25 protein-coding genes are annotated in these 24,402 nt (G+C 70.6%); all 25 read left to right on the plus strand.

Going from position 1 to position 24,402, the window contains the following annotated elements; translation table 11 throughout:
- The first annotated feature begins 26 nt into the window (after positions 1 to 26).
- Positions 27 to 461 carry a nuclear transport factor 2 family protein gene (locus ACZ573_RS18135; protein WP_030008816.1) on the plus strand — a complete coding sequence of 145 codons (435 nt, stop codon included), beginning with the start codon at positions 27 to 29 and terminating at the stop codon, positions 459 to 461.
- Positions 462 to 484: 23 nt separating this feature from the next.
- Positions 485 to 940, plus strand: a complete 456-nt coding sequence (locus tag ACZ573_RS18140) for a nuclear transport factor 2 family protein (protein WP_471304921.1) — start codon at positions 485 to 487, stop codon at positions 938 to 940.
- Between the two features lie 13 nt (positions 941 to 953).
- Positions 954 to 1,337, plus strand: a complete 384-nt coding sequence (locus ACZ573_RS18145; RefSeq protein ID WP_471304923.1) for a nuclear transport factor 2 family protein — start codon at positions 954 to 956, stop codon at positions 1,335 to 1,337.
- Between the two features lie 9 nt (positions 1,338 to 1,346).
- Complete coding sequence (locus tag ACZ573_RS18150) at positions 1,347 to 2,966, plus strand: GMC family oxidoreductase (RefSeq protein ID WP_471304926.1); 1,620 nt, start codon at positions 1,347 to 1,349, stop codon at positions 2,964 to 2,966.
- Positions 2,959 to 3,570 (plus strand): DJ-1/PfpI family protein, encoded by a 612-nt coding sequence (locus ACZ573_RS18155; protein ID WP_382549061.1) that lies wholly within the window; start codon positions 2,959 to 2,961, stop codon positions 3,568 to 3,570. The genes ACZ573_RS18150 and ACZ573_RS18155 overlap by 8 nt, the downstream gene beginning before the upstream one ends.
- Positions 3,570 to 4,007, plus strand: coding sequence for a VOC family protein (locus ACZ573_RS18160; RefSeq protein ID WP_471304928.1), 438 nt, complete (start codon positions 3,570 to 3,572; stop codon positions 4,005 to 4,007). The genes ACZ573_RS18155 and ACZ573_RS18160 overlap by 1 nt, the downstream gene beginning before the upstream one ends.
- A 3-nt stretch (positions 4,008 to 4,010) precedes the next feature.
- Positions 4,011 to 5,834 (plus strand): AGE family epimerase/isomerase, encoded by a 1,824-nt coding sequence (locus tag ACZ573_RS18165; RefSeq protein WP_471304931.1) that lies wholly within the window; start codon positions 4,011 to 4,013, stop codon positions 5,832 to 5,834.
- A 37-nt stretch (positions 5,835 to 5,871) separates the two neighbouring features.
- On the plus strand, positions 5,872 to 6,222 hold the full coding sequence (locus tag ACZ573_RS18170; RefSeq protein WP_301372410.1) for an STAS domain-containing protein: 351 nt from the start codon (positions 5,872 to 5,874) through the stop codon (positions 6,220 to 6,222).
- Positions 6,219 to 8,366 carry a glycogen debranching protein GlgX gene (gene glgX, locus ACZ573_RS18175; protein ID WP_471304934.1) on the plus strand — a complete coding sequence of 716 codons (2,148 nt, stop codon included), beginning with the start codon at positions 6,219 to 6,221 and terminating at the stop codon, positions 8,364 to 8,366. The genes ACZ573_RS18170 and glgX overlap by 4 nt, the downstream gene beginning before the upstream one ends.
- A gap of 16 nt (positions 8,367 to 8,382) precedes the next feature.
- A complete protein-coding gene (locus ACZ573_RS18180) occupies positions 8,383 to 8,694 on the plus strand; it encodes an STAS domain-containing protein (RefSeq protein ID WP_030008825.1) in 312 nt (103 codons plus the stop codon).
- Positions 8,691 to 9,164 carry an ATP-binding protein gene (locus ACZ573_RS18185; protein WP_471304937.1) on the plus strand — a complete coding sequence of 158 codons (474 nt, stop codon included), beginning with the start codon at positions 8,691 to 8,693 and terminating at the stop codon, positions 9,162 to 9,164. The genes ACZ573_RS18180 and ACZ573_RS18185 overlap by 4 nt, the downstream gene beginning before the upstream one ends.
- Positions 9,146 to 10,405 (plus strand): PP2C family protein-serine/threonine phosphatase, encoded by a 1,260-nt coding sequence (locus ACZ573_RS18190; RefSeq protein WP_471304939.1) that lies wholly within the window; start codon positions 9,146 to 9,148, stop codon positions 10,403 to 10,405. Before ACZ573_RS18185 ends, ACZ573_RS18190 begins: the two co-directional genes overlap by 19 nt.
- Entirely contained in the window at positions 10,406 to 11,161 is a 756-nt protein-coding gene (locus ACZ573_RS18195) for a MinD/ParA family ATP-binding protein (protein WP_471304942.1), read from the plus strand.
- Between the two features lie 70 nt (positions 11,162 to 11,231).
- The gene (locus ACZ573_RS18200; RefSeq protein WP_189740370.1) at positions 11,232 to 11,972 is read left to right on the plus strand and encodes a type 1 glutamine amidotransferase domain-containing protein; all 741 of its coding nucleotides are present in this window, start codon (positions 11,232 to 11,234) and stop codon (positions 11,970 to 11,972) included.
- 34 nt (positions 11,973 to 12,006) lie between these two features.
- Positions 12,007 to 13,491 carry an aldehyde dehydrogenase family protein gene (locus ACZ573_RS18205; protein ID WP_471304945.1) on the plus strand — a complete coding sequence of 495 codons (1,485 nt, stop codon included), beginning with the start codon at positions 12,007 to 12,009 and terminating at the stop codon, positions 13,489 to 13,491.
- A gap of 38 nt (positions 13,492 to 13,529) precedes the next feature.
- Entirely contained in the window at positions 13,530 to 14,144 is a 615-nt protein-coding gene (locus tag ACZ573_RS18210) for an NADPH-dependent F420 reductase (protein ID WP_471304948.1), read from the plus strand.
- Between the two features lie 2 nt (positions 14,145 to 14,146).
- On the plus strand, positions 14,147 to 14,665 hold the full coding sequence (locus ACZ573_RS18215; RefSeq protein WP_471304950.1) for a (2Fe-2S)-binding protein: 519 nt from the start codon (positions 14,147 to 14,149) through the stop codon (positions 14,663 to 14,665).
- A gap of 5 nt (positions 14,666 to 14,670) precedes the next feature.
- The gene (locus tag ACZ573_RS18220; protein WP_471304953.1) at positions 14,671 to 17,076 is read left to right on the plus strand and encodes a xanthine dehydrogenase family protein molybdopterin-binding subunit; all 2,406 of its coding nucleotides are present in this window, start codon (positions 14,671 to 14,673) and stop codon (positions 17,074 to 17,076) included.
- On the plus strand, positions 17,073 to 17,906 hold the full coding sequence (locus tag ACZ573_RS18225; RefSeq protein ID WP_471304956.1) for an FAD binding domain-containing protein: 834 nt from the start codon (positions 17,073 to 17,075) through the stop codon (positions 17,904 to 17,906). Before ACZ573_RS18220 ends, ACZ573_RS18225 begins: the two co-directional genes overlap by 4 nt.
- Before the next feature lie 50 nt (positions 17,907 to 17,956).
- The gene (locus tag ACZ573_RS18230) at positions 17,957 to 19,213 is read left to right on the plus strand and encodes an MFS transporter (protein WP_471304959.1); all 1,257 of its coding nucleotides are present in this window, start codon (positions 17,957 to 17,959) and stop codon (positions 19,211 to 19,213) included.
- Entirely contained in the window at positions 19,210 to 20,736 is a 1,527-nt protein-coding gene (locus ACZ573_RS18235) for an ATP-binding protein (protein ID WP_471304963.1), read from the plus strand. Before ACZ573_RS18230 ends, ACZ573_RS18235 begins: the two co-directional genes overlap by 4 nt.
- A gap of 12 nt (positions 20,737 to 20,748) precedes the next feature.
- Positions 20,749 to 21,090 carry a nuclear transport factor 2 family protein gene (locus ACZ573_RS18240; RefSeq protein ID WP_301372423.1) on the plus strand — a complete coding sequence of 114 codons (342 nt, stop codon included), beginning with the start codon at positions 20,749 to 20,751 and terminating at the stop codon, positions 21,088 to 21,090.
- A 114-nt stretch (positions 21,091 to 21,204) separates the two neighbouring features.
- Positions 21,205 to 21,852, plus strand: a complete 648-nt coding sequence (locus ACZ573_RS18245; protein ID WP_471304967.1) for a TMEM175 family protein — start codon at positions 21,205 to 21,207, stop codon at positions 21,850 to 21,852.
- A 72-nt stretch (positions 21,853 to 21,924) separates the two neighbouring features.
- Positions 21,925 to 23,235 (plus strand): IS701 family transposase, encoded by a 1,311-nt coding sequence (locus tag ACZ573_RS18250; RefSeq protein WP_471304970.1) that lies wholly within the window; start codon positions 21,925 to 21,927, stop codon positions 23,233 to 23,235.
- Positions 23,235 to 24,386, plus strand: a complete 1,152-nt coding sequence (locus ACZ573_RS18255; protein WP_471304972.1) for an XdhC family protein — start codon at positions 23,235 to 23,237, stop codon at positions 24,384 to 24,386. The genes ACZ573_RS18250 and ACZ573_RS18255 overlap by 1 nt, the downstream gene beginning before the upstream one ends.
- The last annotated feature ends 16 nt before the right edge of the window (positions 24,387 to 24,402 follow it).

The raw sequence follows: 24,402 nt of genomic DNA on the forward strand, positions 1-24,402 counted from the left end.
ACGCAGCACGGACAGGAGGAGACCGCATGCCCGCCGAGCGGCAGCTGACCGAGGACGCGATCCGCAGTTTCGCCGAGAACTGGTACGTGGCGCTGGACCAGCACGTGGGTCTGGACGACGTGCTCGCCCTGATCACCGAGGACCTGGAGTTCAAGGTCCCCGAGGACACCTTCCTCGGGCACGAGGGGTTCGGCCGCTGGTACGCGGCCGTCACCCACCGCTTCTTCGACGAGGTGCACACCGTCACGAAGGTGGAGCCGGTCATCGAGGGCGACCGGGCGGTCGTCCGGGTCCTCGTCAACTGGCAGGCCAAGATCTGGGACCCGCCGGCCGCCCGCAGCCAGTGGCTCGGCTTCGACGCCGACCAGACCTGGACGGTCGTGGCCGGTCCGGACGGACCGCTGATCAAGCAGTACACCGTCAACGACCTGGCGCCGATGCCCGGTTCCGGCTCGCTCTGAGCGCCGGCGAAGGAGAAGCGACGATGACCGAAGTGACACGCGAGCGGGTCGAGGCGGCCTACGCCGCCCTCGGCTCCGGCGACCGGGCGCGCATCCTGGACTACTACGCCGAGGACCTGCGCTGGCTGGTCCCGGGCAGCCACCCGCTGGCCGGCTGGTACGAGAGCCTGGACGCCTTCCTGGAGCTGATGGGGCAGACCCACAAGCTCACGGGCGGCACCTTCCGGATGGACATCCAGGCGGTCCTCGTCGGCGAGGACTGCAGCGCCGACGTGTGCCGCAACGTGGCCCTGCGGGACGGCGCGGACGAGACGAGCACGTCCCCGTACGAGCGGATGGACTACCCGGTCTTCCACTTCATGCGGTGGCGCGGCGGCCGGATCGTCGAGGGCCGCGACGGGCTCTTCGGGGACTCGGCGACCGCCTTCAGCCAGTTCTGGGCGCCGTTCGCGCCGGACGGAACCCGCAGGGACCGATAGGGGGTTGAGCGCGATGGACCGACACGAGAGCCACACCGAAATCCTTCGGAAGTACTACGAGTACGCCAACGCCGGTGACTGGGACCGCTGGTGCGACCTGTTCGCCGACGACCAGGTGATGGACGAGCAGCTCGCCGGCCACATCGAGGGCCTGGACGTGCTGCGCTCGATGATGAAGGGCATGGGCACGATGTACCGGGTCTTCCGGAACGAGCCCCTGCACTTCCTCGTCGACGGCGAGAAGGCCGCGGCCGTCTCGCACCTGACCGCGGTCAGCGCCTCGGGCGAGGCCATCGAGGCCGAGGTCATGAACTTCTTCCGGATCGTGGACGGAAAGATCGCCTACATGGCGAACTACCACGACACGGTTCCCTTCCAGGTGCTGAGCCAGGACTGAGGGGGATCCGTGAGCGTCGAAGAGTACGACTACATCGTCGTGGGATCCGGCACCGCCGGCAGCGTGCTGGCGGACCGGCTCTCCGAGGACCCGGACGTCTCCGTCCTGGTCCTGGAGGCGGGCGGCTCCCGCATCCCGCCCGAGGTGGACGACCCGTCCTCCTGGTACAAGCTCCTCGGCGGGCCGGTGGACTGGGGCTACACCAGCACCCCGCAGCCCGGACTCGACGGCCGCCGTACGTACGAACCGCGCGGCAAGGCCCCCGGCGGCAGCAGCAACCTCTACATCATGATGCACATCCGGGGCCACGCCTCGGACTTCGACAACTGGGCCTACCAGGGCGCCGCCGGCTGGTCCCACGAGGACGTGCTGCCCTACTTCGCCCTGCTGGAGGGCCAGGAGGACGCCACCGCCGTCACCACGGGCACCCGCGGCCCGCAGCGGATCACCAACGCCGGACGGCACGGCCCCAACCCGGTCTCCCGCGCCTTCATCGACGCCGCCGTCGAGCTGGGCCACCAGGAGATCGACGACTTCAACACCGACGGCCCCCGGCGCGGCCTCTTCGGCACCGGCTGGCACCACATCGACGTGGCCGAGGGCCGCCGCCAGGGCGTCCTCGCCGCCTACCTGGAGCCGGCGCTGCGGCGCGCCAACCTGACCCTGCGCACCAATGCGCAGAGCACCCGGCTCCTGTTCGACGGGGACACCTGCACGGGCGTCGAGTACGTCCAGCTGAAGGCTCCCGCCACGCTCTCGGACAGCGACGTCCCGGGCCGGACCGTCCGGGACGGCCACAGCAGCGTCGCGGCGCCCGGGATGCACACCGTACGGGCCCGCCGCGAGGTGATCGTGGCGGCCGGGGCGATCGAGTCCCCGAAGCTGCTGCTGCTCTCCGGCATCGGCCACCCCGAGCAGCTGCGCGAGCACGGCATCGAGGTCACCGCGGCCCTGCCCGGGGTCGGCGAGAACTTCCACAACCACGTCCTGACCGGGCTGATGGCCGAGGTCACCCAGGAGCTCCCGCCGCCGGCGCAGAACCTGTCGGAGAGCGCTCTATTCCTGTCCTCGCAGCCCGGTCTGCCCGCCCCCGACCTGCAGATCGCCTTCGTCCACGTGCCGTTCGACGTGATCGTCGGCCAGGACCACCCCAACACGGTGTCGATCCTGCCCGGTGTCGTACGGCCCGTCTCGCGCGGCTGGATCAAGCTGGCGAGCGCCGATCCGCTGGCCCACCCGCTGATCAATCCGAACTACCTGGGCGACCGGTGGGACCTGGAACGGATGGTGCAGGGCGTCAAGATCGCCCGGGAGATCTTCGCGACCTCCGCCTTCTCCCCCTGGTACAAGCAGGAGCTCCAGCCCGGCCCGGGCTACGTGAGCGACGACGACCTGCGGACCTTCGTGAAGCAGAAGTCGGAGAGCTACCACCACCAGGCCGGCTCCTGCCGCATGGGCATCGACGACCTCTCCGTCGTCGACCCCGAGCTGCGGGTGCACGGCGTACGGAACCTGCGCGTGGTCGACGCGAGCGTGATGCCCGCGGTCCCGTCCGGCAACTGCCACACCGCCATCGCGATGATCGCCGAGCGCGCGGCGGACTTCCTGAAGGGAGCCTCCCGTGTCTGACGCGGTGCTGCGCGAGGGCGCGCTGTCCGGGACCCGGATCGCGGTCCTGGTCGAGAGCGACTACTACGAGCCGGAGATCTTCTACTACCAGCGCCGCTTCGCCGAGGAGGGCGCCGAGGTCGACTTCCTGACCCGGCTGTGGGGCAACGACTCCATCACCTTCACCGGGCACGAGTACCGGGCGCCCTTCACGGCCACGCAGTCCCTGGAGGGGCTGAGCGACGCGGAGCTGCGCCGGTACGCGGCGGTCATCGTGCCCTCCGGCATGGTGGCCGACCGGCTGCGCTACACCGAGGACGTGGACGTCCTCGCCCCGGCGACCGAGCTGCTGCGCCGGGCCTTCGAGGAGCCGACGGTCCTCAAGGGGATCATCTGCCACGGCATGTGGCTGGCCTCCTCGATCCCGGACAAGATCCGCGGCCGCAAGGTGGTCTGCCACAACAACCTCATCGGTGACGTCCGGAACATGGGCGGGGAGTACGTCGACGAGGACGTGGTGGTCGACGGGGACCTGGTCACCGGCCGCACCGGAGCCCACCACCACCTGTTCGCCCGCCGGATCATCGAACTGATCGCGGCCGGCCGGGGCCGGGGAGCCGGCTGATGGCCGCCGGGCTCCGGTGGTCCCACGTAGGACTGAACTGCACGGACCAGAAGACCACCGAGGAGTTCTACACCCGGTACTTCGGCTTCACCCGGGCCCGGGTGGTCGACCTCGGCGAGTCGCAGATCGTGTTCCTGCGCAAGGGGGACGCGTACCTGGAGCTCTTCGCGGCCGGCGACACCGCACCGGCCCGGGCGGCGAACGACGACGGCCCGCAGGCCCCGGGCCGGATGCGCCACCTGGCCTTCCAGACCGACAGCGTGGACGCGTTCCTGGCCGAGCTGGGCGACGCGGCGGAAGTGACCCTGGGACCACTGGACTTCGACGACTTCATCTGCGGCTGGCGGACCGTGTGGGTCCGCGATCCCGACGGGGTCGTCGTCGAGGTCAGCCAGGGATACGAGGACGACGGCTCTCACGACAAGGACGGTGCGTGACCCATGGCTGACGCCGTGACCTTCTCCTTCTCCGACACGATCGCGGGATACGTCACCCGCTTCGACTCCGGGGCCCGGCTGCTGAAGCTGAAGACATCCGACGGGCGCGAGTTCGACGTCTCCCTCGCCGGCGACCCCAGCGCCGAGCTGGTCCGCAATCTGGACGAGCCCTACATCGACGCCTCCGGGCACATAGACGAGATGCTCTCGCCCGGACGGTTCCTCTTCGTCTACGGAGTCCACTACCCGGAGCACGGCGGACGCTTCGACGCCAAGCGCCTGGTCTTCCTGGGCCGCGGGGCCGAGGACTACCGCTTCGAGGAGCCCAGCTGGTGGATCAAGCAGATCGAATCCCTGGCCGACTTCTACAGGCGGGCGCAGTTCGGCGACGGGCCGGTGGACTTCACCGATTACCGCACCGAGATCCGGCTCGGCGGTGACAAGACCGCCAGCCACGTCCAGGAGACCGACACGATCTCCCGCCTGGTCTACGGCATGGCCTCGGCCTACCTGCTGACCGGCAAGGACGAGTACCTGGAGGTCGCCGAGCGCGGCACCGAGTACCTGCGCAAGCACATGCGGGTCGTGGACAGCGAGGAGGACGTGGTCTTCTGGTACCACGGCATCAGCGTCGACGGGGACAGCGAGCGCAAGCTCTTCACCTCGGAGTTCTCCGACGACTACGACGCGATCCCGATGTACGAGCAGATCTACGCGCTGGCCGGCCCCATCCAGACGTACCGGGTCACCGGTGACATCCGGATCAAGAACGACGCGGATGCCACCATCAGGCTGTTCGACAAGTTCTTCTTCGACCCGGAGCAGGGCGGCTACTACTCGCACATCGACCCGATCCTCTTCAGCGCCGACCACGAGTCCCTCGGTGAGAACGCCGAGCGCAAGAACTGGAACTCGGTCGGCGACCACGCGCCCGCCTACCTGATCAACCTGTACCTGGCGACCGGCGACCAGAAGTACGCCGACTTCCTCGAGTACACCTTCGACACCATCGCGGACAAGTTCCCGGACTACAAGAACAGCCCCTTCGTCCAGGAGCGCTTCTTCCGCGACTGGTCGCACGACACCGCGCACAGCTGGCAGCAGAACCGCGCGGTGGTCGGACACAACCTGAAGATCGCCTGGAACCTGATGCGGATGAACTCGCTGAAGGCCAAGCCGGAGTACGAGCAGCTCGCCAAGAAGATCGGCGAGATCATGCCGGCGGTCGGCAGCGACGTGCAGCGCGGCGGCTGGTACGACGTCGTCGAGCGGATCAAGGACGGCGACCAGGAGGCGTACCGGTTCGCCTGGCACGACCGCAAGGCCTGGTGGCAGCAGGAGCAGGCGATCCTCGCCTACCTCATCCTGAACGGCACGGTCGGCGGCGACGCGAACCTGCGCGAGGCCCGCCAGGCCCAGGCCTTCTACAACACCTTCTTCCTCGACCACGACGAGGGAGCCGTCTACTTCAACGTGCTCGCCAGCGGTACGCCGTACCTGCTCGGCACCGAGCGGCTCAAGGGCAGTCACTCGATGTCCATGTACCACTCGGCGGAGCTCTGCTACCTCTCCGCCGTCTACAACAACCTGCTCATCAACGGCCGGGAGATGGACTTCCACTTCCAGCCCGACCCGACGAACCTGCCCGACCGCGTCCTGCGCGTCTCGCCCGACCTGCTTCCCGCCGGTTCGGTGCGGATCGCGTCCGTGGAGATCGACGAGAAGCCGTACACCGACTTCGACGCCGATGCCCTCACCGTGCGGCTGCCCGACGTACAGAGCCGCGTGAAGGTCAAGGTCCGGCTGCGTCCAGTGGCCAAGAAGTAGCGCTCAACGGGGGGCGCCCCAACCAGAGGGGAATGCAATGACTCTCAACGTCAAGGAACGCCGGAACAAGACGGGCACCGTGCTCGTCGCCACCGGCGAGATCAACAGCGAGACATCCGGCTCGCTGCTCCAGGCACTGCTGCCGCTGGTCCGCGAGGGCAAGCCGCTGAAGATCGACCTCACGGCGGTCTCCTACGTCTCCAGCGCGGGCCTGCGCACCCTGCTCGTGGTCTACCGCGAGGCGCAGCACGCCGGCGTCGCCGTCACCCTCTACGGGGTGAGCGAGGAAGTCCGGTTCGTCATGTCGGCCACCGGGTTCCTCGACTTCTTCGAGACCGGTGAGGCCGTCGCCGCGGCCGCCAAGGCCAAGGCCAAGGCCGCGCGATGACCGAGACGCGGTCCGAGCAGGTGCTGCGCGTCGACGCGTACCCGACCCACGAGGTGGGCGGGTACCGCGTCCGCGCCGGCAAACCGTTCCCCTTCGGGGCCAACGTGGTCCCCGGCGGGGTCAGCTTCTCCGTCTTCTCCGACCAGGCCACCTCCATGACCCTGGTCATCTTCAAGCGCGGAGAACCCGAGCCGATGGCCGAACTGGAGTTCCCGGAGGAATTCCGCACCGGCAGCGTCTTCGCCATGACCGTCTTCGGCCTCGACCACGAGAACATCGAGTACGGGTATCGGGCCGACGGCCCCTACGACCCGGTCACCGGCCACCGCTTCGACGCCCGGCAGGTGCTCTCCGACCCGTACGCCCGGCTGATCGCCGGCCGCGACGTGTGGGGCGTGGAGCCGGACCGCAGCCGCGGCTACCAGTACCGCTCCCGCGTCTGCCTCCAGGACTTCGACTGGGGCGACGACACCCCGCTGGGCATTCCCGCCGAGGACCTCGTCGTGTACGAGACCCATGTGCGCGGCTTCACCCGGCACCCGTCCTCGCAGGTCACCGCACCCGGCACGTTCGCGGGGCTGCGCGAGAAGATCCCGTACCTGAAGGAACTCGGGATCAACTGCATAGAGCTGCTCCCGGTGTTCGAGTTCGACGAGAGCGACAACCCGCGCACCAACCCGGAGACGGGCGAGCAGCTCTTCGACTACTGGGGCTACAACACCGTCTCGTTCTTCGCGCCCAAGGCCGGCTACGCGGCCACCGGACGCTACGGCATGCAGGGCGACGAGTTCCGCACCCTGATCAAGGACCTGCACGCGGCCGGCATCGAGGTCATCCTCGACGTCGTCTTCAACCACACCGCCGAGGGCAACGAGCACGGCCCGACGATCTCCTTCAAGGGGCTCGACAACGCCACGTACTACATGCTCACGCCCGAGGGGTACTACTTCAACTTCAGCGGCACCGGCAACACCGTCAACTGCAACCATCCCGTCGTGCGCAACTACGTGCTCGACTGCCTGCGCCACTGGGTCGCCGACTACCACATCGACGGCTTCCGCTTCGACCTGGCGGCCATCCTCGGCCGGGCCCTGGACGGCACCCCGCTGCCCAACCCGCCGCTGCTGGAACTGCTCGCCTACGACCCGGTCCTGCGGCACACCAAGCTCATCGCCGAGGCCTGGGACGCCGGCGGCCTCTACGAGGTCGGCAACTTCCCGGCGTACGGCCGCTGGGCCGAGTGGAACGGCAAGTACCGCGACACCGCACGCAGCTTCCTCAAGGGCGACCCCGGCGTCACCGGCGAGCTGGCCACCCGGATCGCCGGCTCGCCCGACCTGTACGCCACCCGCGGCACCGCGGCCTCGGTCAACTTCCTGACCGCGCACGACGGTTTCACCCTCGCCGACCTGGTCTCCTACAACGACAAGCACAACGAGGCCAACGGCGAGAACAACAACGACGGTGCCAACGACAACAACAGCTGGAACTGCGGCGCCGAGGGACCCACCGACGACCCGGAGATCAACGCGCTGCGCACCCGGCAGATGAAGAACGCCCTCGCGATCCTCTTCACCAGCCAGGGCATCCCGATGCTGCTGGCCGGCGACGAGGTCGCGCGCACCCAGCAGGGCAACAACAACACCTACTGCCAGGACAACGAGCTCTCGTGGTTCGACTGGGACCAGGTCGACGACAACGCCGAACTGCTCCGGTTCACACGGGAGATGATCGAGTTCCGCAAGCACCACCGCGAACTGCGCTCCACCGCCCACCCCACCGGCCGGGTCCGCGAGAACCTGGGCCTGCCCGACATCAGCTGGCACGGGGAGCGGGCCTGGCAGCCCGACTGGTCGGCCGAGAGCCGGCTGCTGGCGGTGGCTCGCTGCGGCACCGGCGACGACGACGTGGTGTACGTGGCCATGAACGCGCACTGGGAGTCGCACGACCTGGAACTGCCCGCCCTGCCGGGAGGCCGGAGCTGGCACCTGTTCGCCGACACCGGGGCCGAAGCACCGTACGACATCCGCACCCCCGGGGCCGAGCAGGAGCTGGACAACGCCGGGAAGTACCTGATCGGCCCGCGCTCGGTCGTGATCCTGGTGGGCCGCACGAATGATCGCGACGACCTCGACACGCCCTGACCGAAGGAGACCTGACATGCCGCTTTCCGTGTCCCTGAGCATCGAGGGCGACACCACCGTGATCGAACTGACGGGCGAGCTGGACGCCAAGACCGCGCCGGACTTCCACCGGACCATTGAGAAGGCCGCCGGCCACGGCACCCAGACCGTCGAGATCAGGATGGCCGGCGTCGGCTACATGGCCAGCGCCGGGCTGCGCTCCCTGGTCTTCGCCCAGCAGAAGGTCGCGAACGACGTCACCATCAAGGTGGTCGGCGCCATCGAGCCCGTGTCCCGGACCATCCGGACCGCCGGGCTCGACCGCAGCATCGTCCTCTCCGATGAGTGACCACCGTGACTGACATGGTCGAAGTGGCGAGGACGTCCTGCGTACTGGAAGTGCCCGCAACGGTGGGGGCACTGGGCGAAATCGCCACGTTCGTCCTGCGGCTGGCCGGAACGGCGCGCCTGGACAAGGGCGCCACCTACCGGCTCCGGCTGGCCGTGGACGAACTGGCCACGAACGTCGTGATGCACGGGTACCGGGGCGGCGACGGACGGATCACCGTCCGCGGCCGCTCCGGCCCGGGCGGGGTGCAGATCGTCATCGAGGACACCGCACCCCCCTTCGACCCCGTCGAAGGCCGCCTGCCGCCCGCCCCCGGGGTCCCTCCCGAGGAGCGGCGGATCGGCGGCCTCGGCATCCACCTGGCGCTGACCAGCGTGGACGAGTTCGGCTACGCGCACAGGGACGGCCGCAACATCAGCACCCTGACTGTGAAGGCTGAGGGGACGGACCGATGCCCTCCACGACCGTGATCATCCTCGACGCGTACCCGCCACCGCCGCCCGAGCTGCTCGACGCTCTGCGGACGATGGACGCGGCACTCGTCACCCGCTCCCTGACGGAGCTGCGCGAAGGCGCGCTGGAACTGCTGCCCGTCGCGGACGTGCTGCTCGCCCCGGCCGAGTCCGACGGGGAGGCGGTACGGATGGCCGTACGCCGGCTGCGCCGCTGGGCCGGGGCCCCCATCGTGGTCGTCTGGACCGTGACGGAGTTCGCCGCGCTGGAGGAGCACGTCCGGATCGGGCACGACTACCTCGTACCGCCCTTCCTGCCCGCCCTCGTCGGGGCCCGGCTGCACAGCTGCTCGGAACGCGCCGGACTCGGCCGCACCCTGCGCGAGGCCGACGCCCGCGCCGAACTCATGGGCTATGAGAAGGAACTGGAGATCGGCCGGGAGATCCAGGCGGGCTTCCTGCCCGAATCGATGCCCGTCCCCGACGGCTGGGAGATCGACGTGCGGTTCCGTCCCGCCCGGCAGGTCGCCGGAGACTTCTACGACGTCTTCGAGATCTCCCGAGGCCGCCGGCTCGCCTTCGTCGTCGCCGACGTCTGCGACAAGGGGGTCGGAGCCGCGCTGTTCATGGCGCTCATCCGCTCCCTGCTGCGGCACACCGCCCAGAACAGCGGCCTGCAGCACCTGGTCGCCGCCGGACGCGCCGGCGGCAGCCGCCGGATCCCGGTCGTCGGTGCCACCCCGCTGCTCAACGCGGTCACCGCCACCAACGGCTACCTCACCCGCAACCACCTGCGGCAGGGCTACTTCGCCACCCTCTTCTTCGGGGTGCTCGACCCGCTCACCGGCAGCCTCGTCTACATCAACGGCGGCCACAACCCGCCCCTGCTGCTGCCCGCCGACGGCAGCCCGCCCGTCGCCCTCCACATCACCGGACCGGCCGTCGGAATCCAGCCCGACTGCGTCTACACCCTCGGCTACGCCCAGCTCGACCCTGGCGACACCCTGTTCGCCTTCACCGACGGGGTCCCCGAGGCCCGCTGCCCGAACGGCAGCTTCCTCGGCGACGACCGCATGCTGGAACTGCTCGCCGGGCCACCGGCCAGCGGCAAGGACGTGGTCGACCGGATGGACCTGGCGGTGCGCGAGCACACCGGCACCGCGGAACAGCACGACGACGTCACCATGCTGGCCCTGCACCGGCCACGCGCGGCGCGGGGGCCGCGCGCGGACCCTGCCGGCACCCGGGTGGTGGCCTAGATGACCCGCACCATCGTCGTGCACTCGCACCGCGGTGGGACGGGCAAGTCCTCGGTACTGGCGAACCTCGCGCTGCTTCTCGCGGCCGAGGGACGCCGGGTGGGGGTGGTCGACACCGATATCCAGTCACCCACCCTGGACCTGCTGTTCCGCCTGGGGCCCGGCCCCTCCCTGACCGACTACCTGCTCGGCCGCTGCGAGATCGAGACCACCGCCCAGCGGACGGGCCCCGTTTCCGGTCAGGGGAGCCTGTACGTCGTACCGGCCCGGACCGGGACGGCCGCCCTGCGCGAGATCATGGCAGGGGGCTACGACGTGGGGCTGCTGCCCGAGGGCTTCGACCGGCTGGCCGCGCACCACGCCCTCGACGTGCTGCTGCTCGACACCCACGCCGGACTCAACAACGAGTCGGTGACCGCCATGGCGAGCGCCGACGTACTGATGATCATGGCGCGGGCCGACCGGATCGATCTCTCCGGGGTCGAGGAGACCATCGCCCTCACCGGGCGCCTGACCTGCCGGCGGACCCTGGTACTGAGCATGGCCCCCGAGGGCATCGACCGCGAAGCGGCCCGCCGGCGCTCCGAGGCGGTCTACGGGGCGCCACTGGCCGGAATCCTTCCCTACTCGCCGGAAATGGCGGCGCTGTACGGGGAACGCATATTTGCCGAAGCCCACCCCGACCACCCCCTGGTCGGTGAATTCCGCACCATCATCTCGGCGTTGGACGCACGTGACGAAGTATCGCGGGCCTGACGTCGTCCCCCTTACGCCCCCTGCGGGTGGCGTGTTGAATCGGCAGCGAATCCAGAACAAGGAGAGAATCATGAAGATTCTCGTCGTCATGACGGCCAAAGCGACACTGCATCTGCTCGACGGTGAACAGCACCCCTCGGGATTCTGGGCCGAGGAATTCGTCGTGCCCTTCTCGCTCTTCAAAGCGGCCGGCCACGACGTGGACGTGGCGACGATCGGAGGCCGGGCGCCGACGGTCGACCAGACGAGCATCGACCCCCAGTTCCTCCAGTGGGTCCGCCCCCAGGGCTCGCCGGACGAGGACGCGGCCAACGCCGCCGAATACGTCCGGGTCATCGAGAACACCCCCCAGCTGAGAGCCCCCATCGCACTGGAGACCCTCACCGAGAAGGACATCACGGACTACGACGGGGTGTACGTCAGCGGCGGTCACGGCGCCATCGGTGACCTGCCCAAGTCCGACGAGCTCGCCCAGATCCTGCGCTGGGTCATCGCGCAGGACAAACCGCTCGCCACCGTGTGCCACGGCCACACCTCGCTGCTCGCCCTGCGCGACGGCGAAGGCCGCTGGCCCTTCGAGGGCTACCGGATGACCGCCTTCTCGCACAGCGAGGAACTGGTCACCAACATGGCCGGCCGGCTCCCGCTGATCCTGGAGGTGGAACTCACCCGGCTCGGCGCCCGCTACGAGAAGGCCGAAGCCATCTGGGACTCGCACGTGGTCGTCGACCGCAAGCTGACGACCGGCCAGAACCCCTACTCCTCCAAGGCCCTCGCCGAGACGTTCTTACGGCAGCTCGCGAAGGGCTAGTACCGCCCCCCGCACCCGAAACCGGAAGGCAGCCATGACCAAGCGTGAGCTGAGCGGCCAGCCCCTCGCCAACCCCGGGAAACTGTTCATCGGCGGCGCCTGGGTCCCGGCCCAGGACGGCCGTACCGAACCGGACATCAGCCCCGTGGACGGGCAGGAGATCGTACCGGTGGCCCAGGCCGCCGCCGCCGACGCGGACGCGGCCGTCGCCGCCGCCCGCACGGCGTACGAGGAAGGCCCCTGGAGCAGACTCTCCGCCCAGGAGCGCGCGCTGCGGCTGAACCGGGTCGGTGAGCTCATCGAGCGCGACCTGGAGGAGATCGCCCTGCTGGAGACCGTGGACATGGGCAAGCCGTTCGCGTTCTCCAGCACGGTCGACGCCCCCATGGCCGCCCAGCTCATGCACTACTACGCCGGCGCCGTGACCCGCGTCGACGGCTCCTCGCGCGCCCCGGCCGGCGGCCAGCTCGCCTACACCCTGCGCGAACCCCTGGGCGTGGTCTGCGCCATCACCCCGTTCAACTTCCCGCTGCTGCTGTCGATGACGAAGATCGCACCGGCGCTCGCGGCGGGCAACACGGTGGTCCACAAGCCCTCCCCGGCCACCCCGCTGACCGCCCTGAAGATCGCCGAGCTCTTCCAGGAGGCGGAGATCCCCGACGGGGTGCTGAACGTCATCACCGGTCCGGGCGTGGAACTGGGGGAGACCCTCACCGGCCACCCCGACATCGACAAGATCGCCTTCACCGGTTCCACCTCGGTCGGCCAGACGATCATCCGCAAGGCGGCCGGCACCCTGAAGAAGGTGACGATGGAGCTCGGCGGCAAGTCCGCCAACATCGTCTTCGCCGACGCCGACCTCGACGCCGCCGAGGAACTCGCCTTCTTCGGCATCTACTACAACAAGGGCGAGATCTGCACCGCCGGCTCCCGGCTGCTGCTGCAGCGCCCCATCCACGACGAGATGGTCGAACGCCTGGTCCGCCGGGCCGCCGGCCTGAGGCCCGGCGACCCGCGCGACCCGGCCACCCTCTTCGGACCGCTGGCCCACCGCGGACAGTTCGACAAGGTCAGCTCGTACATCGAGGTCGGCGAGAAGGAAGGCGCCATCCTGCGCACCGGCGGCAGCGGCTGGACCCCCGAGGGCGCCTCCAGCCAGGGCCTGTACTTCCTGCCGACCATCTTCACCGGCGTCGACAACGGCATGCGGATCGCCCAGGAGGAGATCTTCGGCCCGGTCCTGTCGATCATCCCCTTCGACACCGAGGAGGACGCCGTACGCATCGCCAACGACAGCGCGTACGGCCTCGCCGCCGGCGTCCACACCAAGGACCTGCGGCGCGCCCACCGGGTCGCCTCGCAGATCAAGGCCGGCACGGTCTGGGTCAATTGCTACAACCAGTACGACCCCGCCGTGCCCTACGGCGGCTACAAGGCCTCCGGCTACGGCCGCGAGTGCGGCCCCGAGTCACTGGAGAGCTACACCCAGACCAAGTCGGTCTGGATCGGCATGGACTGAGAGCGCGACCGAGACCCCCCCTTTCCCGAGGAGCGGCAATGCGGACAGGCATCATCGGCACCGGGCGGATCGGCTCGACCCTGGCCAGGATCCTCGTGGCGGCAGGCCACCAGGTCGTCCTGGCCAACGCCCGGGGCCCGCAGACCCTCGGCCCGCTCGTGGCCGAGCTGGGACGGGCGGCCTCGGCGGCGCACCCCGCCGAGGCCGCCGACCGGGCCGAACTCCTGGTGCTGATGGTGCCCTTCGAACGCGTCCGCGGGCTGCTCCCGCCGTACGCCGTGCAGGACAAGGTGCTGGTGGACGCCACGAACGCGTTCGGCGGCCCCGGCACCCCCGCCGACCTCGGCGGGCGCGGCTCCAGCGACCTGGTCGCCGAGTGGTACCCCGACGCCCAGATCGTCAAATCCCTGAACACCATGCATTTCGAAACCCTCGCCGTAGCCGGCACCGCCCCCGGAGAGCGCCTGGCGCATTTCACCGCGGGCGACGACGCGAAAGCGAAGGAAATCGTCGCGGGAATCATCACGGATCTGGGATTCGCCCCCGTGGACACCGGCCCGCTGCACTCCGGAGGAATTCTCCAACAGCCCGGCGGGCCCCTTTTCAACCGGCCGCTCACGGAAGCGCAGGCGCTGGCATGGATATCACACTGAATGTGAACGGAAGACCCGAGCAGTTCTCGGCGCCGCCGAACGAACTGCTCGTGGAACGGCTCCGCGACGGCCTCGGGCTGACCGGCACCAAGGTCGGCTGCGACACCGGCCAGTGCGGCACCTGCGTCGTCCGCCTCGACGGCAGGTCCGTCAAGAGCTGCCTGGTCCTGACCGTCTCGGCCGCCGGCGGCGAGGTGGCCACCATCGAGGGCGAGACCACCCGCGGCGGTGAACTGACCGGCCTCCAGGAGGCCCTGCGCCAGGAGCACGGCACCCAGTGCGGCTTCTGCACCCCCGGCATGGTCATGGCCCTCGGCGAACTCGTCGACTCCACCGCCGGCGGCGAAGCCCCCACCGAACCCGAGATCCGCGAGTGGCTCACCGGCAATCTCTGCCGCTGCACCGGCTACCACAGCGTCGTACGGGGCGTGCAGCGCGCCTGCGCGGCCGCCCGCGCCGAGGCGCCCTCCGGGGTTCCCGAGCCCGCCGCCGCGTCCACCGCTGCCGGACAGGAGGTGTGAGGGACATGACCGCAGTGACGGGGGAGGCCCCGGCCACGGGGAACGGCGTCCTCGGACAGCCGCTGGACAGCCGCGAGGATCCACAGCTGCTGCGCGGCGAGGCCACGTACGTGGCGGACATCGACCTGCCGGGCACCGCCCACATGGCCATCCTGGGCAGCCCGGTGGCGCACGCGAAGATCCTCTCCATCGAGACCAAGGCCGCCGAGCAGCTGCCCGGCGTGCTCAAGGTGGCCACCGCCGCCGACTTCACCGACGTCATGCCGCTGCCCTGCATCTGGATCCCCGGCGGCGTCGAGAGCCACTTCCCGCCCCACCCCTACGGACTTCCCGGCGCCCGCCCGGTCCTCACCGGCGACACCGTGCGGCACGTGGGCGACCCCATCGCCGTGGTCGTCGCCGAGACCCCGCGCCAGGCCACCGCGGCGCTCGCCGCCATCGCCGTCGAGTACGAGCCGCTGCCCGTGGTCACCCGCGCCGACGAGGCGCTCGCCGAGGGCGCGCCGCAGCTGCACGAGGCCGTCCCGGGCAACCTGAACGCGTACTGGACCTGCGGCGACAAGGACCGCACCGACGCGGCCATCGCCGAGGCCGAGGTCACCGTCGAGCTCGACCTGGTCAACCAGCGCACCATCAACAGCCCCATCGAGCCGCGCGGCGCCGTCGGCGACTACGACGCGGCCACCGGCGAGTACACGCTCTACGCCTCCACCCAGGGCCCGCACAACCACCGCTTCCTGCTCTCGGCGCTGGTCCTCGGCATCCCCTTCAACAAGCTCCGGGTGATCGCCCCGACCGTCGGCGGCAGCTTCGGCACCAAGGGGTACCTCTACCCCGACATGGCGCTGGTGCTGCTGCTGTCCAAGGCGCTCGGCCGGCCCGTGAAGTGGGTGGACACCCGCACCGGGCTGATGAACTCCACCGTCCAGGGCCGCGACCACCGCCAGCACGTGACGCTCGCCGGCACCCGCGACGGCCGGATCACCGCCGTGCGCTGCACCAGCTACGCCAACCTCGGCGCGTACCCCTCCACCATCGGCCCCGGTGTCGCCACCGCCCTGATGGGCCGCTCCATCAGCGGCATGTACGACATCGACGCAGCCTTCTGCGAGGTCTACGCCGCCTTCACCAACACCGTCTCGCTCGGCGCCCAGCGCGGCAGCGGACGCGCCGAGGCCGCCTTCCTCATGGAGCGCCTCGTCGACCGGTACGCCTCCGAGATCGGCATGGACCCGGCGGCCGTCCGCCGCAAGAACCTGGTGCCGAAGGAGAAGTTCCCCTACGACAACGGCCTCGGCTGGACCTACGACTCCGGGAACTACCAGCTGAACTTCGACAAGGCCATCGAGCTGTCGGGCTACGCCGACATGCCCGCCCGCAAGGCCGAGGCCCGCACCCGGGGCAAGCGGCTCGGCGTCGGCCTCGCCACCTACGTGGCGATCTGCGGGGTCGGCCCCTCCACCCGGATGTCCCAGGAGGGCATGCTCGGCGGCACCTGGGAGAGCGCGAACATCCGCGTCCACCCGACCGGCGAGGTCACCGTCATCGTGGGGTCCGCCTCCACCGGCCAGAGCCACGGCACGGTCTTCGCCCAGGTCGCCGCCGACGAACTCGGCATCGACCCGGACACCGTCCAGGTCCTGGAGGGCGACACCCAGAAGGCCCCGTACGGGCAGGGCACCTACGGTTCCCGCTCCTACAGCATGGCCGCGCCCGCCGTCGCCCTCACCGCCCGCAAGATCAAGAGCAAGCTGATCCGGGCCGGCGCCGTCTTCCTCGGGGTCCCCGAGGACAAGGTCGTCTACGAGGGCGGCCGCGTCCACGAACAGGGCAACGAGCAGAACACCAAGACCTTCGCCGAGCTGGCGATGTCCATGTGGTACGGCTGGGGGCTGCCCGCGGAGATCGAACCCGCCCTCGACGAGACCACCCACTTCGACCCGCCGGACTTCAACTACCCCTTCGGCACGCACGTGGCGGTCGTCGAGATCGACGAACTGACCGGCGAGACCGAGGTGGTGTCCTACACCGCCGTCGACGACGCCGGCCACATCGGCAACCCCAAGATCGTCCTCGGCCAGATCGAGGGCAGCATCACGCACGGCCTCGGCCAGGCCCTGATGGAGGCCGCCGTCTACGACGAACAGGGCCTGCTCATCAGCTCCGACCTGACCACGTACGCCCTGCCGCGCGCCGCCGACGTGCCGCTCTTCACGCTCGACAAGACCGTCACGCCCAGCCCGCACAACCCGCTCGGCGCCAAGGGCGCCGGCGAGATCGCCACCGTCCCGCCCGCCGCGGCCGTCGTCAACGCCGTCGTCGACGCCCTGTCCGACCTGGGCGTCCAGCACATCGACATGCCCCTCACCCCCGAGAAGGTCTGGCGCCGCCTGAGAGGGGAAGCACAGTGATCCTCACCGAGTTCGACTACGTCCGGCCCGCCGGCCTCGACGAGGCGCTGGCCCTGCTGTCCGGGACGCGCGGCGCCCGGATCCTGGCCGGAGGCCAGAGCCTGCTGCCCGACCTGCGCGCCGGAGCCGACCGGGCCGCGCTCCTGGTCGACATCCGGCGGCTGGAGGAGCTGCGCGGCGTTACGCGCACGCCCGACGGGACCCGGCTGCGGATCGGAGCCCTCACCACGCTCGCCGAGCTCGCCGCCGATCCGCTGGTGCTCGCCGAGGCCCCGGAACTGGCCGCCGCGGCCCGCGCCAACGGCGACCCCCAGGTCCGCAACCTCGGCACCGTCGGCGGCAACCTCGTCGCCGCCGGGCGCGCCACCGACCTGCCGGTCGCCGCCATGGCCGCCGACGCCGTGGTCGAACTGGCCGGTCCCGGCGGGCGGTCCACCGTACCGGCCGAGGAGCTCGCCGCCGGCCCGGCACCCGCCGGTTCGGTCCTCACCGCACTGCTGGTGCCCGCCGCCGGGCCGGCCGCCGCCTTCGAGAAGACCGCCGACCGCGCCACCCGGTACCCGGTGTGCGCCACCGCCGTACGGATCACCCCCGGCGGGCCGCGCATCGCCGTCACCGGGGCCACCTCCCGCGCACTGCGGCTGCGCGGGGTCGAGGACCGGCTGCGCGGGGGCCCGTACGGCACGGAGGCCGTGCTCGCGGCCTTCCGCGCCGAGCCCCGGGAGCTCTTCGTGCCCGGGCGCGGCACCTCGGCCGAGTACCTCGGCCATCTCGTGGGGGTCCTCACGGCCCGCGCCCTGCAGAGGGCCGAGCAGGCCCTCGCCCGTTAGCCCATCACGGGGTCCGTCCCGGGCCCATCACGGGGGAGTTGAGTGACGCAGTGGCCGACACATCCGAGACGACCACGGGGGTAACCGTGCACCCAGCCGCCCACGCGGCCAGTGCGCCCAGAGGCTCCGGCTTCTGGGTGGTGGGAGCGGTCCTCGTCCTGCTGATGCTCTCCTCCTCCGTGCCCTCCGCCCTCTACGTGCTCTACCAGCAGCGATGGGGGCTCTCCTCCGGCACGATCACGGTGGTCTTCGCCCTGTACGCGGTCACCGTGCTGGCCGGGCTCCTGCTCTTCGGCTCCCTCTCCGACACCCTGGGCCGGCGCCCGGTGCTGGGCGGCGCACTGGTCCTGGCCATGGTCTCGATGGCCCTGTTCGCAGGGGCCCAGGGGCTCGGACTGCTGCTGGCCGCCCGCGCCGTCCAGGGGCTCGCCGTGGGCCTGGCCACCGGGGCGATGGGCGCGGCCCTGCTGGAACTCAGCCCGCCGTCCAGGCCCGCGCTCGGCGCCCAGGTCAACAGCGCCGGGCCCACGGTGGGCATCGGGCTCGGCGGGATCGGGGCCGGACTCCTCGTCCAGTTCGCGCCCGCCCCGACCGTGCTGAGCTACCTGCTGCTGGTCGGGGCCTTCGCCGTGACCCTGGTGGGGGTGGTCCGGATGCGGGAGAGCGCACCGGGCGCCGGCGGCCGCTTCCGGGTGGTCCCGCACCGGATCCGCGTACCGGCGGACGCCCGGGGCCGCTTCACCGTCCTCGTCCTGACCATCGTCGCGGTCTGGTCGGTGGGCGGCTTCTACCTCTCGCTGGGCCCGCACCTGGCGCTGTCGCTGCTGGAATCCACCAACTACCTGGCCGGCGGGGCCACGGTCGCCCTGCTCGCGGGCGCCGCCACCGCCGCCCAGCTGATGCTCGGCCGCACCGAGGCGCTGCGCACCGCCGTGCTCGGCCTGTTCGGCCTCCTCGCCGGACTCGGCCTGGTGCTGGTCGCGCTGGGGATCCGCTCGGCCGCCGTGTTCCTCGTAGCCACGGCCGTCCTCGGCAGCGGCTGGGGCGCCGCGTTCCTCGGTTCCTTCCGCGCTCTGAGTACGCTCGCGCAGCCGGCGCACCGCGGTGAACTGACCGCCGCCGTATACGTTTTCGCGTACCTCGCGATGAGCGTGCCGGCGGTCCTCGCCGGGATGCTCACCAACATCCACGGGCTGCACCGCACCTCGGTCGGCTTCATGGCCGCCGTGGCCGGCGTGTGCGCGCTGGCCCTGCTGGCCACCCTGCGACTGGCCGCCCGTACCCGGGCAGAGGGGAGTGCGGCGTGAACGCGGCGGACATGAAGGGCCCGGAGCTGCGGTCGGCCCTGCGCGGGCTGGAGATCTTCGCCGGGATCACCGAGGAGCAGCTGGACTGGCTGGTCTCGGTGTCCGAGCCCCGGATCCTGGCCGACGGTGACGTCCTCTTCCGGGACGGCGAGGAGGCCACCGGCTTCCACGTCCTGCTCTCGGGCGGGCTGGTCGTCACCAAGGTCGTCGACGGCCGGGAGGAGGTGCTCACCCGGCACTCCACCGAGGAGGAGAGCGCCGCCGCCGAGGAGCACGACGGCAAGCCGTCCGCCGCCCACCGGTTCACCGGCGAACTGCCCCTGCTGACCGAGGGCTCCTACGTGGCCACCGCGGCCGCCAGCGGCCCGTCGACCACGGTGGTGGCCTACCCGAAGCCGGTCTTCTTCGAGATGCTGACCCGCTGCCACGGGGTGGCCGCCGTACTGATCCCCGTACTGGCCTGGCGGATCAAGTCCTCCGAGGTACAGGCCCGCAAGCGGGCCACCGTGGAGGCGCTCGGCACCCTGGCCGCCGGGCTCGCCCACGAGCTGAACAACCCGGCGGCGGCCGTGGCCCGGGCCGCGCAGGAACTGGCCCCGGCCCTGGACCGGCTCACCCGTACCGCCCAGGCCTGGGGAGCGGCCGCCTCGGGCGCGGAGCGCGCGCTCCTCGACCGGCTCGCCGACGAGCTGGACAAGCTGCCGCCGCCGGTGACCACCGACCCGTTCGCCCAGGCCGACGCCGAGGAGGAGATCGCCGACTGGGCCGAGGAGGCGGGCACCGAACGGCCCGGCCTGCTCGGATCCGGGGTCGCGGACCTCGGACTGGAGCTGGGCTGGCTGCTGGAGCGGCTGGAGGGCGTGGGGGAGCCGGCCCTCGCCCCGGCCCTGGACCACCTGGCGGCGCTGCTGGAGATCCGCTCGCTCGCGGCGGAGCTCCGGGCCGCGGGCCCCAGGATCTCCCAGCTCGTCTCCGCCACCCGGGATTACGCCAACCTCGACCGGGCGCCCGAACAGCGCTTCCCGGTGACCGACGGACTGGAGAACACGCTGGTCGTCCTGCGTGCCAAGCTCGCCGGCATCAGCATCGTGCGTGAGTACGAGCCCGGCCTGCCCGAACTGACGGGCTATCCCAGCGAGTTGAACCAGGTGTGGACCAACCTGGTCGACAACGCGGCCGAGGCCATGGAGGGCGCCGGCGTACTGACCCTGCGCGCCCGCGCCGAAGGCGTCTGCATGGTCGTCGAGATCGCCGACACCGGCCGCGGCATCCCGGCCGAATCCCTGCCGCGGATCTTCGAACCCTTCTACACCACCAAGGACGTGGGCAAGGGCACCGGACTGGGGCTGCACCTCAGCTACCGCATCGTGACCCAGCGCCACCACGGGTCGATCACCGCCCGCTCCCGTCCCGGTGAGACCCGGATGGTCGTCCGGCTGCCCTTCGCCGGCAGCGCCCAGTCCTGCGCCTCACCTGCGACAACACCCGAAACGGCACCCATCGTGGGCACCTCTCCCAGTTGAAACGGAGTCGACATGGCCAAGTACGACATCTCCAAGCTGCACCCGGTGTTCGTCCGCCAGATGGAGGCGCTGGCCGCCCTGGACATCGAGGCGGTGATGAAGAACTACACCGACGACGCCGTGCTGCTGCGCTTCGAAGGGGCCTCGGTGGGGATCGAAGCCGTTCGCGAGACGTTCACCGGCTATCTCACGGTGAAGCCCTCGCTCGTGGAACTCCAGGAGTACATCGAGACCGAAGACACCATCTTCTACCGGGCGATCATGAACCTGAACGGTGAACCGGAGCACGCGTTCGGGACACTTGTCGTCCGCGATGGCCGAATCTGGCGCCAGACAGCCGGATTCGGCAGCTGACGGCCGGAATCTGGGTAGCGTGTGCGGGGAGGGCGCCGCAGCGCCCTCCCCGTATGTGTGGCATAGCGCGTGCGCGCGGGCCGCATATATGCAGGAGACGGCAAAGGGGAGGCAATGGAAAGCGAAACCGGGCGGATCGAGGCATTCAGTGACGGTGTATTCGCCGTCATCATCACGATCCTCGTTCTGGAATTAAAGGTTCCGGAAGAAACCGGCTCGGACTTCTGGCACGGAGTCCGGGAACAGTGGCCCCATTACGCCGCCTACGTCGTGAGTTTCCTCATCATCGGCGTGATGTGGGTGAACCACCACACCATCTTCAGTCATCTCAGGAAGGTGGACCGCCCCCTGTTGTTCCTGAATCTCCTGGTGCTGATGGTGGTATCGGTGGTCCCGTACACCACCAATGTCCTCGCCGAGCACCTCATGGAGGAAGGCGGCTCCGCCAATGCCGCCGCCGTCCTCTACAGCGGCGTCACCGTGGCCTACGCCCTGGCATTCCTGGCCTTCTGGTGGTACGTCACCCGGGTCGGCCACCTCTTCCACGAGCAGGTGGACAAGGAGGGCGCACGCGCCACTCGGGTGCGCTTCGGCCTCGGGGCCATCGCCTACCCCCTCACCGTCCTGCTGGCCTTCTACTCCGCACCACTCACACTTGTCGCCCACTTCCTGGTCGCGATCTACTATGCGGCGAACCAGATCCCCATCCCCCTCGTGGTAGAGGAAGAGCGGCTCGAATCTGCCAGCGACCTCAGGAAGTAGCCGCCGGGGCCTACGGCCGTTCTGTGCGGTCAAGTAGGGTATTGGATCTAGCTGGTCGCGGGGGAGGCCCAGATGGCTCGCGTAGTCCTGCCGGAGGATTCCACGACGGAAATCTCCGAATTGATCGACGTCCTGATCTCTCTTCTCTTCGAATCATTACCCCGGCGGGACCAGCGAAACTGGGCCCGCGTTTATCTGAACGGCCTGGTGCGGACGACCGGGAAGAAAACAATTCGTAACATCGCCGGAACAGGGGCCAGTTCCGTCGAGCAGAGCCTCCAGCAGTTCATCAGCAAGTCCCCCTGGGACTGGACCCCGGTCCGCCGCTCCCTCGCCCAGCACCTCGAACGCACCGCACAGCGCCCCCTGGCCTGGGTGCTGCAGCCCATGGTCATAGAGAAGGCGGGGGACCGCTCCGTCGGCGTCGGCCGGCAGTTCGTCCCCCAGCTCGGCCGCACCGCCAACTGTCAGCAGGCGAGCGGGATCTGGCTCGCCTCCAGCGAGGCCAGCTTCCCGGTCGAATGGACCCTCACCCTCCCCGGGCCCTGGACCAGCGAACTCCTGCGCCGCCGCCGGGCCGGCATCCCCGACACGGCCCGCTCCCTCACCCCCGCCCAGGACGCCGTACACGCGGTCCAGCGGATGGCCGCCAGCTGGCAACTCCAGCGCCGGCCCGTGGTGATGGAGGTCGCCAACAGCGATCTCCCCCAGAGCATCGAGTCCTTCACCCTCCAGGACATCCCCTTCGTCTTCAAGGTCGACGGCTCACTGCCCGTCTCCTTCGGCGGCGCCGGCCGGTACAAGCCCGGGCCGCACACCGCCCCCGCCCGCGAGCTCATCGACTCCCTGCGCTCCCAGCGCCGCGTCGTCGAATGGACCCGGCACGGCCGCGCCGAGGGAGCGGTGACCCTGCTGACCTCGGCCTCGATCTTCGCCACCCCCTGCGAGGACCGCCCCGTGCCCGCGCCGCCCACCCCGCTGCTGCTGGTCGGAGCCTGGACCGAAACCGCCCTGCTGCCCTCCGAGTTCTGGATCACCAACATCGGAGACCGGCCGCTCGCCCAGCTCTTCCTGCTCGCCAAGCTCACCGACCGCGTCTCCCTCGACTTCGCCGAGACCTGCGAACCCGTGGGCATCCGGGACTTCGAGGGCCGCTCCTTCCGGGGCTGGCACCACCACGCCACCCTCGCCAGCGTGGCCCACGCCGCGAAACTGCTCGGCGCGCGCCCGCCGATCCCCGAGGGATACCCCGGACCCACCCGGTCCGCCGCCGCGACCGCCGCACCGCCCAGAGCGGCCACGGCCCGGCCGGCGACCCCGGCCGTCCTGCCGCCGCGCCCGTACCTGCCCGGACAGACCCCGCGCCGCGAGTACATCCGCTGATGCTCGACATAGCCGACGAGCTACGCGCGTGGTGCGCCGCGCAGCGGGAGTTCGCACTCGCCACCGTCGTCGCTGTCAGTGGGAGCGCTCCCCGCGGCCCCGGCGCCTCCCTCGCCGTCGACGACAAGGGCACCGCGCTCGGCTCCATCTCCGGAGGCTGCGTGGAATCCGCCGTGCACGAGCTGTGCCTGGACGCCATCGCCTCCGGCGAAGGCGGCCTGCACCGCTTCGGCTACAGCGACGACGACGCCTTCGCCGTGGGCCTGACCTGCGGCGGATTCCTCGACGTCCTGGTCACCCCGGTGCGCGGGCTCGACCCGGTCCGGCCCGTGCTCGGCTCGGTGCTCGACGCCGCCGCCGGGGGCACCCGGGCCGCGCTCGCCCGGGTGGTCTCCGGACCGCCGACCCAGCTCGGCCGGGCCCTCGCCGTGCACGCCGACGGCACCTACGAGGGCGGGCTCGCCGGCGGCCCCGACCTGGACCGGGCCGCCGCCCGGCAGGTACGGGCGCTGCTGCTGGCCGGGCGCACCGGCACCGCCGAGCTCGGCACGGCCGGCGGGCTCTGCGGGCAGCCCCTGACCCTCCTCGTCGAATCGGCCGCCGAGCCGCCCCGGCTGCTCGTCTACGGGGCCATCGACTTCGCCGCGGCCCTCGCCCGGATCGGCGCCTTCCTCGGCCACCGGGTCACCGTTTGTGACGCCCGGCCCGTCTTCACGACCCCGGCCCGCTTCCCCGACGCCGACGAGGTCGTCGTCGACTGGCCGCACCGGCACCTGGCCGCCGAATGGGACGCGGGCCGCCTGGACTCCCGTACGGCGGTCTGCGTCCTCACCCACGACGCCAAATTCGACATACCGCTGCTGGAACTGGCCCTGCGGCTGCCCCTGGGCTACGTGGGGGCCATGGGATCGCGGCGCACCCACACCGAACGCGAGAGACGGTTGCGGGCCCAGGGCGTCACGGACTCCGCCCTGGCCCGCCTGCGCTCACCCATCGGACTCGACCTCGGCGGCGCCACCCCGGAGGAGACCGCGCTGGCGATCGCCGCCGAGTTCACGGCCGTCCGGCACGGCGGATCGGTGCTCCCGCTGGCCCGGCGGCACGGCCCGGTCCACCGCCGGACCAGCCCCGCCGGGACCAAGGTCCCGTAGGAAACGACCATCCGGC

The sequence above is a fragment of the Streptomyces sp. NPDC040545 genome (genome assembly GCF_055595065.1).